Origin of the sequence: Ruegeria sp. HKCCD7303, assembly GCF_013111185.1 — a bacterium.
Lineage (GTDB): Bacteria > Pseudomonadota > Alphaproteobacteria > Rhodobacterales > Rhodobacteraceae > Ruegeria.
Genome location: NZ_WVRE01000002.1, coordinates 506829 through 521642, shown reverse-complemented (window position 1 = coordinate 521642; position 14814 = coordinate 506829). Strand labels below are relative to the sequence as shown.

The 14814-nt window shown below is 56.7% G+C and carries 13 protein-coding genes; 2 read left to right on the top strand and 11 right to left on the bottom strand.

Going from position 1 to position 14814, the window contains the following annotated elements:
* Positions 1 to 17: 17 nt before the first annotated feature.
* Genes GS630_RS07210 through GS630_RS07200 form a run of 3 tightly spaced genes read right to left on the bottom strand, consistent with a single transcriptional unit; the run spans position 18 to position 4106 of the window.
* On the bottom strand, positions 18 to 1058 hold the full coding sequence (locus GS630_RS07210; RefSeq protein WP_171174170.1) for a lipocalin-like domain-containing protein: 1041 nt from the start codon (positions 1056 to 1058) through the stop codon (positions 18 to 20).
* A complete protein-coding gene (locus tag GS630_RS07205; RefSeq protein ID WP_171619088.1) occupies positions 1048 to 3462 on the bottom strand; it encodes an FtsX-like permease family protein in 2415 nt (804 codons plus the stop codon). The genes GS630_RS07210 and GS630_RS07205 overlap by 11 nt, the downstream gene beginning before the upstream one ends.
* On the bottom strand, positions 3459 to 4106 hold the full coding sequence (locus GS630_RS07200) for an ABC transporter ATP-binding protein (protein ID WP_171234215.1): 648 nt from the start codon (positions 4104 to 4106) through the stop codon (positions 3459 to 3461). Before GS630_RS07200 ends, GS630_RS07205 begins: the two co-directional genes overlap by 4 nt.
* A gap of 173 nt (positions 4107 to 4279) precedes the next feature.
* On the opposite strand from GS630_RS07200, the gene GS630_RS07195 reads away from it, so the two are divergent.
* The gene (locus GS630_RS07195; protein ID WP_171234216.1) at positions 4280 to 4714 is read left to right on the top strand and encodes an ion channel; all 435 of its coding nucleotides are present in this window, start codon (positions 4280 to 4282) and stop codon (positions 4712 to 4714) included.
* On the opposite strand, the gene cls is transcribed toward GS630_RS07195, so the two are convergent.
* From cls to GS630_RS07180, 3 genes are all read right to left on the bottom strand, one after another.
* A complete protein-coding gene (cls, locus tag GS630_RS07190) occupies positions 4711 to 6123 on the bottom strand; it encodes a cardiolipin synthase (protein WP_171234217.1) in 1413 nt (470 codons plus the stop codon). The two genes, GS630_RS07195 and cls, sit on opposite strands and share 4 nt — an antisense overlap.
* A gap of 21 nt (positions 6124 to 6144) precedes the next feature.
* Complete coding sequence (locus GS630_RS07185) at positions 6145 to 7119, bottom strand: HAD family phosphatase (protein WP_171711933.1); 975 nt, start codon at positions 7117 to 7119, stop codon at positions 6145 to 6147.
* Between the two features lie 73 nt (positions 7120 to 7192).
* The gene (locus GS630_RS07180) at positions 7193 to 8803 is read right to left on the bottom strand and encodes an arylsulfatase (protein ID WP_171174158.1); all 1611 of its coding nucleotides are present in this window, start codon (positions 8801 to 8803) and stop codon (positions 7193 to 7195) included.
* 199 nt (positions 8804 to 9002) lie between these two features.
* Here GS630_RS07180 and GS630_RS07175 point away from each other — a divergent pair, with 199 nt between their 5' ends.
* Entirely contained in the window at positions 9003 to 9683 is a 681-nt protein-coding gene (locus GS630_RS07175; protein WP_171174155.1) for a Crp/Fnr family transcriptional regulator, read from the top strand.
* 2 nt (positions 9684 to 9685) lie between these two features.
* Here the strand turns inward: GS630_RS07175 and GS630_RS07170 are convergent, their stop codons facing one another.
* Genes GS630_RS07170 through GS630_RS07150 form a run of 5 tightly spaced genes read right to left on the bottom strand, consistent with a single transcriptional unit; the run spans position 9686 to position 14808 of the window.
* The gene (locus GS630_RS07170) at positions 9686 to 10909 is read right to left on the bottom strand and encodes a BatD family protein (protein WP_171619084.1); all 1224 of its coding nucleotides are present in this window, start codon (positions 10907 to 10909) and stop codon (positions 9686 to 9688) included.
* The gene (locus tag GS630_RS07165; protein WP_171237542.1) at positions 10906 to 12411 is read right to left on the bottom strand and encodes a VWA domain-containing protein; all 1506 of its coding nucleotides are present in this window, start codon (positions 12409 to 12411) and stop codon (positions 10906 to 10908) included. Before GS630_RS07165 ends, GS630_RS07170 begins: the two co-directional genes overlap by 4 nt.
* The gene (locus GS630_RS07160) at positions 12408 to 13391 is read right to left on the bottom strand and encodes a VWA domain-containing protein (RefSeq protein WP_171174149.1); all 984 of its coding nucleotides are present in this window, start codon (positions 13389 to 13391) and stop codon (positions 12408 to 12410) included. Before GS630_RS07160 ends, GS630_RS07165 begins: the two co-directional genes overlap by 4 nt.
* Positions 13391 to 13864 (bottom strand): DUF4381 domain-containing protein, encoded by a 474-nt coding sequence (locus GS630_RS07155; RefSeq protein WP_171174147.1) that lies wholly within the window; start codon positions 13862 to 13864, stop codon positions 13391 to 13393. The genes GS630_RS07160 and GS630_RS07155 overlap by 1 nt, the downstream gene beginning before the upstream one ends.
* Positions 13861 to 14808 carry a DUF58 domain-containing protein gene (locus GS630_RS07150; RefSeq protein ID WP_171237544.1) on the bottom strand — a complete coding sequence of 316 codons (948 nt, stop codon included), beginning with the start codon at positions 14806 to 14808 and terminating at the stop codon, positions 13861 to 13863. The genes GS630_RS07155 and GS630_RS07150 overlap by 4 nt, the downstream gene beginning before the upstream one ends.
* Positions 14809 to 14814: the final 6 nt, after the last annotated feature.

Below are 14814 nucleotides of genomic sequence, written 5' to 3'. Positions count from 1 at the left end.
TTGCGTAGCTTGACGTTTCAATACCCTGTCATCTCAAGGTATCCGATACCTTCTTGACTGCCGGTTACGGTGACAGGGCCTTCCCAATACTCAAAGCGGGTTCCCATCCATGCGTTGGGGGTCAGGGCTGAGACCTCGATTTCGACACCTCGATCCGGCAATACGACGCGCCACTGTGTTGGAACCTCGCGCCCTGCGACCTGATCGGTTCGCAGTGGGGTCAATTGGACAGTGCCGTTGGGGATAGCTTCGGTGCTGCCATCGGCATTGATCCATGTGGCCGAGGTGAAATCCCCACGCCCCCCACGCAACCGAAAAGCCATCATCTTGTCGCCCCCCTCGAAGCTGAGCGAAAACCAATCCCATCCGCTTTGATCTGCGGCAAGCGGCTGCGAAGACCACTCGCGGTCCAGCCACCCCTGTCCGGTGACGCGTACATCACCGCCCTGCAGTCTAAGGACACCTTCAACCGCGTAAAAGGGCTGCGAATAATAATAGCTGGCTTGACCATCGGCTGACTTCACGGAATAGCCAGCATCACCGTGAAACACTAATGGCCCTTGAGCAGTCAGTGACAGGTCATAGCCAAAATCCTCTCCGTTGGCCGTGAGAGTCAGGGTGTCGAAATCTGGACCGGCCATACGCCATTCGTCGATCCACGCCTCAAAGGGTTGAGAAATTACGCCTGCCTGACCGATCCCACCGCGCGAAAGACGTTCGGCAAAGAAATGCCCGTCGGGCGTTGTTGTGGCTGCGTGACCCATCCAGATTTGTGGACTTTGCCAGTCATCCGTCTCAAACGGCTTCAGTGCTGACCGGAACAGGGTCCACTGAATTCCATAATCGCGCCCGTCCTCACCTTTGAGGTTGGCCGTCAGATACCACCATTCAATCCGATAAGAGGGGTGAGGTCCGTGATCTTTCGGGAAATCAAACGCATACCCCGCTTTGGGCACGTCAAAGCCCTCGGCGGACCCACCCAATCCGGCATACCCCTGGGCCCAGAGCGGTAGCGGGAAAAAGGTCATCAAGCAAAGTAGAAGGGTTTTAACGTTCATTCGCGAACACTCTCAGCAAATCAGCAGGGGGTAGGCGCAGCATTCGTAATGCGGGCAGGGCGGCAGCGATAAGCGCAGCCAGCAAGGTCAGCACGAACAGCCACAGCCAGTCCCAAGGGAACAAGAACATCGGCAGACGCCAGCCAAACGCTTGTACATTGGTCACCGCCAGTAGAACCCAGGCCAGAACCAGCCCCAGCGGCAGGGCCAGACAGGCGGTCAGTGCGGCCAGCAGCACGCTGCGCAATAGCTCCAGCCGCGCCAATTGCGCCCGATTCAGCCCCAAAGCCCAAACCGGGGCGATTTGCGGCAGTCGTTGGGTCCATAGGGTCAATAGGCTGGTCAGAATGGCAAAACCAGCCACGCCAAGGGTCAGAACGTTAAGCGCCGAGGTCACAACAAAGGTCTTCTCGAAAATCGCACGTGATTGCGCCTTCATCGCGGCTTGTTGCACGACCACGCGCGGCGACAGGGCAAACTGTTCCCGTACGTTTTGAGCCATCGCAGTCGCGCCCTCTGGGGGCATTCTGACGCCAAACCGCCGCATCTCGGCCCCTGGTGCGATTTGGTCCAGCTGCGCCATTGACACGATCGCCTGCCCGGTTGGGTTGCCGTAATCGGAATAGACGCCAGCAATCGGCAGATAGTGTTTAGAGGACAGTTTCAGTTCATCACCAGGCCAAAGAGACGCGCGGCGCGCCAGTTGTTCGTTGATAAGCACTGCGTTTCCGGCCATCACGTCATCCCAAACGGAGTAGGTTGAGGCAATCAACGGCCAGTGCTGCCGGTACACGGGATCATCGACCACGCCGTATAAGAAAAGAGGACCCGTTTCATGGAACAGTTCCACGTTTCGGATCGGCAGGATGGCATCGACTTGTGGGCGTAACCAAGTGGTGATCTCGCGCGCTTGGTCTTCATCTCGCGCGGTCACGTAGAGCTCGGCCGTCAGTCGTTGGTCCAGCCAGCCTACAAATGTTAACCGGAAGCTGGAAACCATTGTGCTCACGCCGATATTTGCCGCCAGCGCCAGCAAAAGCGCCATCAAGGCCAATGACAGACCAGGCAATTGCGCCCGCATATCAGACCAGACCCATTGCGAAACAGGTTCGCGCGCCGTGCGAGCCAACGCAGACAGCGCCGTGGCCAAAAGAGCGGGCAGCAACAGCGCGGCACCTGTCAGAAGCCCAGCCAGCAGCACGAACCCTGCAACCAGCCCTCCGACACTGATGTAAGCGAACGCCCCGCCGACGACCAGGATCAGACCAAGCGCAGCGGTGATGTGGCGTGCGCGGGAATTGCTCTGCCACGCTTGAACGCCCGGTCCTTCGAGCAAAGGCATGTTGGACAAGCGCCATAGCGCATGGCCGCTGGCCAGCAACGTCCCAAATACGGCCATAGCGAGCCCGGCCAAAACCCATTTAGGTTGGAGCGTAAGCTGTCCTGTTACAGGCGCACCATAAAGCCCGCGTAGGGTGGCCGCGACGTCTGGCAGCAGCGCTCCGGCCAGAAAGAAACCCAACAGCAACCCAAGGCTGCCGCCAATCAGGGCCAGCACGGTCAGTTCCGTCAGGATCAGCCAAACCAAACGCCGCATCGAAACGCCCAACGCACGCAAAGTGCGGATCATCCCACGCCGCTGGGCAAAGGCCAGACCAACGGTGCCATTCACTATGAATAGACCAACGGCAAAGGACAGTAGGCCAAAGGCTGACAAGTTCAGGTGGAAACTGTCGGTCAGCCGTGCGGTGTCAACTTGTGTTGTAGGGCTAATCCGCTTTAGCTCGGGTGCGATCTGGTTCAAGGGCAAACGATCACGTGGTTGGTTCGGCAACACGACCAGCCTCGAGATTGCGCCCGGTTGGTTCAGAAGTCGCTCGGCCACGCCTATATCCGTCAGGATAACGTCCGGGGGCAGGGCCGATGTGATTAGAACAGGCGGAAGGTTAGTTTGCCCTCTCAGCAAAGGCTGTAATTCCGGGGATGCAAGTAGGCGACCTGGAGCGGTAAGCATGTCGGCGGGCTCGGTCGCTTCTGCGCTTTGTTCCGCTTCGGTCACGGCGGGTAAGGCCGGATAGGCTACCATGTCCACGCCCATCAGGCGCAAGGTTCGCCCACCGACGCGGTAGGGGCCTTCAAGTACGGCGGCAACCTGCCAACCCGCACGACGCAGTTCGACATAGCGGGACATCGGAATAGGCCCCGAGGGGTCACGCAGTTCGTCAAATTGCCCAACAGCCAATTGCGCATTGGCACGGGCATAGCTTGCGCGCGCCTCAGCATTGATGGCTTGGACGGCTGACCACAAACCGGTGGCCAAAGCGATGCCGATCAGCAAAGTCGCCAATTGCAAGCGATGTACCCGCCAATGGGACAGCAACGCCTGAACAGTGGCCCATGTCATTGGATACGCCCGCCACTCAGCTTGACCTGGCGATCCAATCGACCGGCAATTTTCTGTGAGTGCGTCACCAACAGAAGCGCGGCGCCGGTATCTGCCACTAGCGACAACATCAAGTCCAACACAGTTTCGCTGGCGGTTTCGTCCAGATTACCCGTTGGTTCATCTGCTAGCAACAAATTGGGACGCGCGGCCATGGCCCGCCCGATGGCGACCCGTTGTTGTTGACCGCCCGACAGGTTTTCGGGGAAGCGGCCCAGCAAATCGGATAGGCCTAACCGTTCGGCGAGATGACTGTTCCAAGTGGTATCTTCTACACCGGCAAGACGGGCGTGAAACGACAGGTTTTGCGCAACGTTCAGAGACGGGATCAGATTGAACTGCTGAAACACCAGCGACACTTGATTCCGACGTAATCGCGCCCGGCCAGCGTCATCCAGCGTGGACAAACGCGTCCCGTCCAACGTGATCTCACCACCGTCAAAGCTGTCTAAAGCTGCGGCAAGGTTCAAAAGGGTACTTTTCCCGCTTCCGCTTTCACCGGTCAGGGCCAGCGTTTGACCTTGATCCAGATCCAGTGAAACATCGCGTAGCACCGGTCGTCCGCCGGGATAGGTTTTCTGGACACGGTCGATGGTCAACAACATGATCTGCTTTCTTTTCTTCCAAGAATTTGCGGCGGAAATCCAAACTGTCCAGTGCAGACCATCACCCGGTTCCATTCGCCGCAGGTGAACTTGGTATTGGCCGGGGTTGTGCCTTGTAACTCAAAAGGTCATTCTGCCCTGAAGATCCACTGCCGTAAATCAGGATGAAAAACATGACGTTGCTGCATCAGATCATTTGGGGCAGTACCTTTCTCGGGCTCTGCTTTGTGATCGAAATCCTGTTGCTGACCTGGTGCACCGTCACGATTATCAATTGGGACAAAAAATGGGCGGACAAAGGTGTGTATGTCGGAACCGCTGCGCCCATTGCAGTATCTTTGGCGTTCATCGTCGCGACGCACACGATACAGGTCTGGATTTGGGCGATCGTGTGGGTACTGCTTGAGGTGCTGCCGGATTGGAATACGGCCATTTATTTTTCATTGGTGACATTCACGACATTGGGCTACGGCGACATCGTGCTGGGTGAAGGGTTGCGTATCTTTGGCTCTTTCGCGTCGGTCGCCGGACTGTTGGCCTTTGGTCTGTCGACGGCTTACCTAGTCGCAATGATGACACGGGTCTTTCAGGAAAAGTTCTTTTCCTAAAGGATCGGTGCAAACAACCGTGCCAGGGGAGAGCCAAAGCGAATGTGAGCAGGTTGCTGGGCCAGCGTGCGCGTCAGTTCATAACTGTTCTCGAAATCTGCTTGCAGCATGTCTGCGACCCGGTTCGCGGCCCTGACATCAAAGAACAGGGCCATCGCCTCGAAATTCAGCCGGAATGAGCGGTTGTCCAGATTGGTGGTGCCTACCGCCGCAAGCGTGTCATCAACCACAAAGGCCTTTTGATGCATGAAGCCGTCGGTATAGCGAAAAATACGCGCGCCGCAGTCACGGACCTCGTCAAAATAGGCGAACGCGGCCAGCCAGGGTAAGCGGTGGTCGATCATGTCCGGTACCAGAATTCGTACGTCCACGCCGCGCATTGCCGCGTGTTGCAGGGCAGTCGTTACGTCGATATCCGGCACAAAATAAGGCGAAGCGATCCAGAGCCTTTCCTTGGCTGCGGCAATGGCGGCAAAAAACATCATCGCACCGGTTTCCGTTTCATCACCGGGGCCGGTGGCAACCAATAAGGCGTTCATGTCTTGCTCGGCCTCTGAGCCCGCCCAGTCCAATTCGTCGATCAGATCTTCGTTACGGGCCCAGTGCCAGTCTTCGGTGAAGATCAGCTGCAGTTGGCGGACGATATGGCCGGTCATTTTCAGATGCGTATCGCGCCAATGACCGAAATGCTTGTCCTGTCCCAGGTATTCCACGCCAATGTTGTGGCCGCCTATGAATCCGGTTTCCCCATCGATGACCACGGTTTTGCGGTGGTTTCGATAGTTGAGTTGAAATCGGAAATTGGGGCCGCGCTGATCCTTCGGATTGGCCACGTCAATCCCGGCCTCCTGAAGTGCCCCAAGATAATCCGAGGGGAGGCCGTAACTGCCCACTGCGTCGGCCATGAAACGGACGCGCACCCCGCGTTTCGCCGCAGCGATCAGCTTTTCCTGCAGCCTCAGCCCCAATTCATCAGCGCGCACGATATAAAATTGAATAAGGATATAGCTTTTGGCTGAGTCAATGGCGTCAAAAATCGCATCAAATGTGGCTTGCCCATCAATCAGCAGCTCGGCCCCGTTCCCGCGTGAAACTGGTAAATGCGCCAGAACTTCGAACGGGCGCGGGTTGATCGACATGCGCGACGGATCGGGTTTTGAATAATCGGCGAAGGTTTTGATGCCTTCGACAACGCGTTCGCTTTCCTGACGTGCGATGCGGTATCCGCGAAAGCGATGGTGGCCTAGAAACAGGTAGGCGGGCACTGCGATAAAGGGGGCTGAGGCCAGAAACACGACCCACCCAACGGCACCTTGAGGGGTCCGCGCTGTTTGCGCAGCGCGGACGACAAACACCGCTGCCGTCGCATAGAGGGCAAAGACGACGGCAGAAACAAGCAATGTCCACATAGGGTTAAGGCTCCGGGTTTGTCAGTTTGCCCCAGTGTAGACCCGAGTCCAATCCTGCGCCATATCCACAATGACCCAACCCATATTCGGGCCTTTGTCCAGCCCGTCAGCCAACTTGCCAACAAGGCCTTCACGATCATAAGCCCATTCGCGGTCTGCATCTGTGTGGTGGATCAGCACGCCCAGTCGGGGGCCGTCACCAGCGGTCACCCACTCCATCATCGCAAAATCACCGTCCGAGTTGCCCCCGGCCAGAATCGGGCGCTTGCCAATTGTGCGTTCGATGTTGATGGGTTTGCCTTCTTTGTCATCAATGAACGCGATTCCCGGCGCCTTGACGATCGTCGGCTTGCCATCAATCACCTCATAGCTGGTGTTACCATAAGTGCCCAAAACCTGATTGGGTGGAATGCCATAGGCTTCTTCGGCAAAGACACGCATGAAATGCAGGCCACCGCCTGAGACGATATAGGTAGTGAACCCTTCATCTCGCAAATAGCGCAAAAGTTCTACCATTGGTTGATAGGTCATCTGGTCATAGGGCAGGCCGGTATCCGGGTGGCGCTCGGTGGCCAGCCAGTTCGACACGGAAGATTGAAACGCGTCGACGCTGCTGCCTGAGTGCGAGGCGTTTACGACTTCAATCAGGGCGTCATGGCCGCCTTGCAGAACCGTGGCCAAATCCCCTTCGGCCGCAGCTTTCAAAGCAGGCGTTGACAGGATCGATGGGTCTTGCTCGGCCATTTCTGCAAGACGGTCCATGGCATAGATGAACTGGAAATATACCGGCTGCTCGGCCCAAAGCGTTCCATCATTGTCGAACACGGCAATCCGGTCGGATAGGGTAACATAGTTGGGACTGTCTTGGCTGGTCACGCCGTCAACAAAAGCGACAATCTGATCTTTGGCATGACTATTGGTCCAACTAGGCAGCGGGTCGGCAAGCAGTGACAGCGGGGCGAAGGCAAGAACTGCGCTGAGAACTAGGTATCGCATGAATTGCTCGTTTAGTTTCAAGAAAAAAAGGGCCGCCATCGAAGTGGCGGCCCGGTTTGGATTTACACGCGACTTAGTTGTTTGTCGGTGTCGTCAGCTTCTCCATAACCTGATCCAGGTTGAAGCTTGCCGCTTTCTGGCGCGGTGGGAATTCCTCGAAGGTTGAGAGGAAATTGCCCACGTATTGCTGTGCCGGCACTAGGAAATACGCGCGATCCAGCAGCCAGTCATAGTAGGTGTTGGACGTGCGATAGGCGCGCTCATACGGGTCGCGACGCAGGTTCACGATCAGCGGGATGCGCAACTCGGTCCAAGGTTCAATCCATGCGCGTAGCGTGGCCCAAGCTTTCTGCTCAAGGAAGATCAGCTTCCAGTCGTCGTAGCGCAGCGCTGTCAGGTCGCCGTCATCCGAGAAATAGAATATCTCGGCGCGCGGGCTTTCTGTCGTCTCACCGGTCAGCAGGGGCAGGATGTTGTAGCCATCCAGATGCACTTTGTAGTCACGCCCCATGCCGGACGAGCTATAACCTGCTTTCAGCTTTTCCTTGATGTCAGGATCGCCAGCAACCGCCAGATAGGTCGGCAACCAGTCCATATGGTGCACGATCTCGTTCGTAACCGATCCAGCTTCGATCTGACCGGGCCAACGGACCATTGAAGGAACGCGCCAGCCGCCTTCCCAGTTGGTGTTTTTCTCACCCCAGAACGGTGTGGCCGCGGCATCTGGCCATGTGTTCATGTGCGGGCCGTTATCGGTCGAGTAGTGAACGATGGTATTGTCGGCAATGCCAAGTTCGTCCAACAGATCAAGCAGTTGTCCGACATGCATGTCGTGCTCGATCATGCCGGCGGTGTACTCGTCCGCAACGCCACCAAAGATTTCGTTGGCCTGTTGGCGCATTTCATCTTTGACGTGGGTGCGGAAGTGCATGCGCGTACCGTTCCACCAAACATAGAAGGGTTGACCCTGCTCATGCGCACGCTTGATGAAGTCGATTGCCGCAGCAACAGTTTCATCATCCACCGTTTCCATGCGCTTGCGAGTCAGCGGACCAGTGTCCTCGATCGTGCCGTCCGCCTTGGACTTGATCACGCCACGCGGACCATACGCTTCGCGGAACGTGCGGCCATCGGCCAGAACCTGATCGCCGGGATAGTCTTCGTTTTCCGGCTCTTCCTCAGCATTCAGGTGATACAAGTTCCCGAAAAACTCATCAAAACCGTGGTTTGTCGGCAGATGCTCATCTTTGTCACCAAGGTGGTTCTTACCGAACTGACCGGTTACGTAACCATGGTCCTTCAGCAGGCCTGCAATTGTTGGATCTTCGACTTGCATACCCAGATCGGCACCGGGCAAACCCACTTTCGACAGACCTGTGCGGAACACCGACTGACCCATGATGTACGACGACCGACCGGCGGTGCAGGACTGCTCGCCATAATAGTCGGTGAAGATCATGCCCTCTTTCGCAACGCGGTCGATGTTTGGCGTCTGGTAGCCCATCAGGCCCATTGTGTAGGCCGAGATGTTCGACTGACCGATATCGTCACCCCAAATAACCAGGATGTTGGGCTTTTGATCCTGTGCCCATGCGGGCAGGGCCAGTGCAACAGCGACCGAAGCTAAAGCGAATTTGCGTATTGTGCTGCGCCAACTTTCTGTAATCGAACGAGGTGGTGACATAGTTTGCTCCTGAACTGACCGGGTTTTAATGACCCGTTGAAGTAAAAGTAATGGAAGGCGATCATTATCTTATTAGATCGTCCAACAAGGTATTGATTCCCGGAAGGAAAAATTCGCATTACGTCGAGAATCGGATAGCTTTACCTTAGGCTATGACAATGTCTTGAAACCTATCATATGATGAGATTGAAGAATACTAATGTTTGATAATCCGCATGATAGACAGCGATTGTTGGGCTCTGGCTGGTTTGGTGCGCGTGGGGCGCGGTTTCAGGCGGATCTGCTGGCCTGCGGGATAGGAAGAAACTTCAAGGCGGACGAAGCGCTTTACCTGTATGGTGATTTGGCCAATGGGGTTTATGCGGTTCTGGAAGGTGCGGTTCAAATCACGGCCCCCGCTGATGATGGTCAGGAATTCGTTGTTCACAAACAAGGCGGTGGGTTCTGGATCGGTGATCTGGCTCTGTTTGCCGAAGCCAGCAGGCTTGTGAGTGTCGTGGCCACCCAAACCACGCGAACGCTGTTTTTCCCGTCGTCACGGTTGGACAGGCTGGTCGACGACAATCCCGATTACATCCGTGATTTTTACGCTTTGTCGCATGAAAACATGCAGACTGCTTTGCGTATCATGGCCAATCTTGCCGTGACAGGAACGGAAAAGCGTCTTGTTCTGCGCTTATTGCACTTGGACGAGGGGACGGCGAAGTCCGATGGGTGGATCGTGATATCCCAGGATGAGCTGGCCGCAATGGTGGCCGTGTCCCAACCGACGTTGCATCGCAACTTGCATCGTCTCGCGGATTTGGGGCTGATCGAGCTTGGGTATGGACGCGTGCGCCTGAAGGACCGACGGCAGTTGATTGCCTCATGTCAGTGCTAAGCTCAGGGGTTGAGCGGCGGTAACGGGTTCGTTGGCGATTGCGCGGATTGCTTCAATGACGCGAGCGCCGACAACGCCGCGGCCCAATCCTCGGTCTTGGTGTCGGGGTGCGCCGAGTATCTGGCGGCTCCAATCTGGGCGAGGTGTTGGTCCAAACTGGTGGTTTGACTGGCCATATCGCTGCGGGACTTCCACATTTCCAAAGCTGTGTAAGCCGCTGCAATATCACGATTTTGCAGTGATTTCTTGAGTTCACCCAACGCATAGTCGGGCGAAGCCAGGAACGCATCCCGACGAAGCTGGCGCCAGCGATCGATCCGCGGGCGCAGGAAACGGATAGTAAGCCATAAGAACAGCGCAAAAGCCACCAACCATACGACGAACCTAATAGTGGTTTCTGTGTCTGGCGGCTTCCATTTCGGTCGGGCCAGTGTCAAGTCGACCGGGGCAATGTCGATAGTTTCGACCTGGTCGCTGTCCAGATTGTACCAGCGGATCGAGACCGGAGGCAGCTGCGTCTGACCGCCTTCCTGAGCCAGGTAAACGACCTCATCCACACGCTGCCCGGATAGAACACCCCTGTCTTCATTTTCAGTAAAGCGTGGCTCTTTGGGATAGGCTCGCAGCAGCGATTGCGGGCTGTCCGGGATCAATTCGGGCACCAGAAAAGGCGTTGTTCCTGAGATCTTGGCGGTCAGGCGGCGCGTGATTGATCCACCATTCTCCATATTTTTGTCCCCGTCGATCTGCTGATCTACCGTAAGACCGGTTGCGATGATAAGCGGATCCAGGTCGCGTGCGCCCTCTGGGACCACGGCGTTTAGGGTCAAGTCCGGCAAGGGCACGCTGAACTGAACCGGCGCATTTGTTTCGGGGTCGGCAAAGGTGACCACGACGTCCTGCGCACCAAACGCAATTTCTTCTGCGCTCAGAGGATAGAGGCGATAACTGCGTTGAACGCCGGACCAAGTTTCGCCTTCGACGGTTTCACTCACTGGTCCCGAAGCACGTTCCGGCAGGCGCACCAGCAGGTTCTCTTGCTCAAGCGATGGGAACACCGGAGGCGAGGGCATGAATGTTGGCACTAGCACCTTGATGCGCACAATTGCGGGTTGCCCAACGATAACGGGTTCCGTAGGTGTTTCGGCGGTCACCTGTGGCTGGACGCCGGTCTGGGCGAACAGTTCAGTCGGAATTAGAAGCATGAGAAGAGCGAGGTATCTCATTGCTGCTGCTCCTGATTTTCCAACAGGAACCGGTTGCGAAGAAAATCCTGCATGTCGGTATCAATTGTGCTGATCCACTGGTCAGCGGACATGGCCTGCGATCCGTCTGTCGGAGCCTGAATTGTCGTCTGTTCACCACGCCCGGCGTCGTTGTCAAAGACCGTGTCATCAGCCCCGATCCCGGCTTCTTCACCTGTATCAGACTGTTCGCGCGTGGTTTCAACATAGTCGAGGATCGCTTTCGAGACCTCGAGGTTATGCTGCGCTTCTGGCCAATCCGGCCGGCGTTCCAATGCGGTTTCAAAGGACGCGATGGCTGGACGATACTCGCGGTTTCGTATGCGCGCCATACCTTCGGAAAACGCGGCTTCGGGCGTATCCAGCTCGGCAAAGATCGCAGCAGCTTCGGGATATTGCCCGGCCTTTAGGCGTGCATAGCCTTCCTGATATGGGTCCTGAAACAACTCGGCCGCTTCAGCATAGCGCTTTTGGTTCATCGCGATTTGGCCCTGTTGGTCCGGGGTCAAGAACCAATCCCGCCAGCCATCGGCATAAGCCGGGCCAGACGGGGACCAAATGCAGAAGGTGAGCAGTATCAACCGGATCACCCAACCTCTGCGAAACCAAAGCAATGACAGAAAGGCGGTTGGCCAGGCCAGCAACCATCCTTTGTCTTGCCAGTCTAGGCGGTCTTCATCATCCAGTGAGGCTGTGTATGCTGATTGAATGTGACGCTGTAAGCGATTGATATCCCGATCATCGCTTGAGAACGGAACCACAGTTGTCCCTTTCAAGCCGTCGAGTTGCGCGATGCTGTGACCATTTGGCAGCATGGTCAGAAAGAACACTGGCATGGTGGCGGTCTCGAAACCCGACAGTTGTGAGGGGTCGAGGTCGTCCAACACAAAAAGGACAGCGCCGGGCGTTTCGCTATCGTTCAGAACCGTCTCGGCCAGCGTCAGCGCATTAGCGGCTGCATCCCCCTGTTTAGGCATAATGGTGGGGGTGAGGCCCTCTAGCAGCGGGCGCAGGATATTGGCGTCTTCGGTCAAAGGTGCGACGCGATGCGGGGTACCGGCATATGCGATCAAGGCAGTTCGGGCACCCACGCGCGCATTGATCAGATCGGTGACTTTAAACTTGGCGCGATCCAGACGGGACGGGGCCAAGTCTGGTTCTTCCATGCTGTCGGTCACCTTCAGGGCGATCACCAATGGAGCGGCGTTCGCAACCAGCGGGTTGGGTGCCCGTGACCATGTTGGCCCCGCAGCAGCCAGTGTGACCAAAATCGCCGCAATCATCGCAACGTCAATTGGATAGAGGCGTCTCGCATTGTCAGCCCCCAACTCAAGCGCAGCGGCAAGGTGCGGTGCAATACCGGACATTGCTTGAGCACGGGTTTTTGGCGTGGGGCGGATCAACCACCACAGTGCTGCAATCGGTATGAGGAGCAGGAGCCAAGCCACTCGAATAAAATGGAAATCTGCAAAAACGCCAATCATGCTGCACCTCTGCGCCGTTGGGCAACGTGTTGGAAGGCCAGTGTCATCAGCATCAAAAATACGACCAGCCCAAGTGGATAGTGCGCAAGGCTTTCACGTGGTCGGTAGCTTTGCGTTTCCACAATTCTTGGGTTGAGCTCATCAATGCGGGCGTATGTTTCGGCCAGCGCTTCCTGATCATTGGCAAAGAAATACGCTCCACCTGTTCTGTCTGCGATATCCTTTAGCGCATCCAGGTCGACCCGATCCTCGCCCGACGCGTCTGGGTCGCCTACGCCGACCGTATAGATGACAACGCCTTTTTCCGCCGCGATAGCCGCCGCATTGACTGGCGTCATGCGGCTTGAGGTGTCAGCGCCGTCGCTCAAGACGATCATCAGACGTTGGTCAACCTCGCTGGATTCAAACGTGCGGATACCCAGTCCGATGGCATCCCCAAGGGCTGTGTTCGGACCGGCCATACCTACTTGAGTTTGGCCCAGAAAGCCATTCAAACTATTGAGGTCTTCGGTAAACGGGGCTTGCACAAAGGCGCGGGTGCCAAAGATGATCAGGGCCATCCGATCGCCTTGTCGTTCCGCAATGAACTGGCGCAAAACATCCTTAACCGCAGCAAGGCGTTGGGTCGGCACACCGTCGGACGAGGTGAAATCCTTCTGGTTCATTGAACCCGAGATATCCAAGGCCAGAACCACGTCTCGGGCAGACTTTTCAATCACGATCGGCTCTCCCAGTTTTTCCGGCCGGGCCATTGCGATGATCAGAAGGCACCAGATCACAACGACGGTCACAGTCTGGAAGACTGCACGGCGCGGGATGACAGACCCTGGCCGGGGCTCGACGCCAGCAGCCTTTGCAACATGGCGGAAAAAAGGAATGCGGATCGAGCTGCTTTTCTCGCGGTGAGGCGGGGCAAGCCAGTACACCAACGCGGGAAGCGGCAGCAGGACGAAAACCCAAGGCGCGGCAAAGGAGAACATTACGTACTCCTTTCGCGTTTGTGGGACCTGATCCATTGCTGTGCCAGCTTCGTCAGTTCGGGACTGGCGGGTATGGTCGTGTAGGGTGCTGCAGTAAGTACGCGAGCCTCTACATCAGAAAAATGTGTATGGTCAGAGGTTTGCGTCAGAAAACTGATCCACTCGTCTCCATGCAGGGCAGCAACCCGGCTACGTGGAAAGGCAACAAGTGCTGCGCGGCGCAGAATCTCGGCGATCTTTGCGGGATTGTCTTTCGCCACCGCCAGTTCAGTCAGCGCCTCGCGCCGATAGGCATTCATCCGTCGATGGCGAAGATACGCATGAGCACCGAAAGCGATCAGCCCTGCAACAAGGACGCCAAGAACGACCCATCCCCAAGTCTGCGGCACCATGGAAACCGGGCCCGGTGCCGGAGCGGGTTCAAGCATGTCAAGCAGATCCACCAGTGATTTGCCTTCGACGTCAACACTCATCTGCGGCCTCCGGTATGACCAAACAGCATGAGCAACTGGTCGAGAGTTGGTTGCGCGGTTGTCAAAGGCACGATGGGAAAGCCATAGCGGCGCGACCAAGTTTGCAACTGTGCCAACCGATCTTCCATCGCTTGACGGATGCGGTCCGACAAACCCGTGTCCGCGCTGTCCAGTTCGATCTGCTTGTCTCCGTCCGATACAGTCAGCCTAAGGTTGGGAACCAATTCACGAGAGCTTGGGTCTGAAATATTGAACAAAATCAGATCATTTGACGCGGAAAGTTCACGTATCAATATCTCGGAGCTGTCATCCAGCCCATCGAAATCCGAAAAGACGCAGATCAGTGTGTTGGTATGCGTAATCTGGGCGGCCTGTTTCAGCACGGCGTTCAAAGTCACGGTCGCGTAGGCGCTCTGCGAGGCGCGCAGACTACTGTTCAGCGCACCCACGGATGCCAAAAAACGCATCAGCGCGGCAGGCCGCCGTTGCGGGCGATGTTCCGCCAGATCAGTGTCGCCAAAGACGAGCCCTCCGACCCGGTCGCCTTGGCCTAGCACACTGTGGGCGGAAATTGCTGCAGCCTCAGCCGCGATGACCGACTTCATATAAACTTGCGTGCCAAAAAACATCGAAACACGCTGGTCGACCAGCAAAAGGGCCGGGCGATCGCGTTCCTCGGTATAGACCCTAACGTGGGGTTTTCCTGTGCGAGCCGTGACTTTCCAATCGATGGTGCGGATGTCGTCGCCGGGCAGATAGTTGCGTAACTCTTCAAAGTTCAAACCGCGCCCGCGCAGGCGCGAGGCGTGCCGTCCGTTGAGAATAGAACGGGCGGGTTGACGCGGCAAAAGGCTGATCGCGCGCGACTTTGGCCCCAACCTTAGAAGGTGGTTCGCATCCACATGGATGCGCGGGTCGTCGCGATATGCGGCGGTCTGTGACACGCGGCG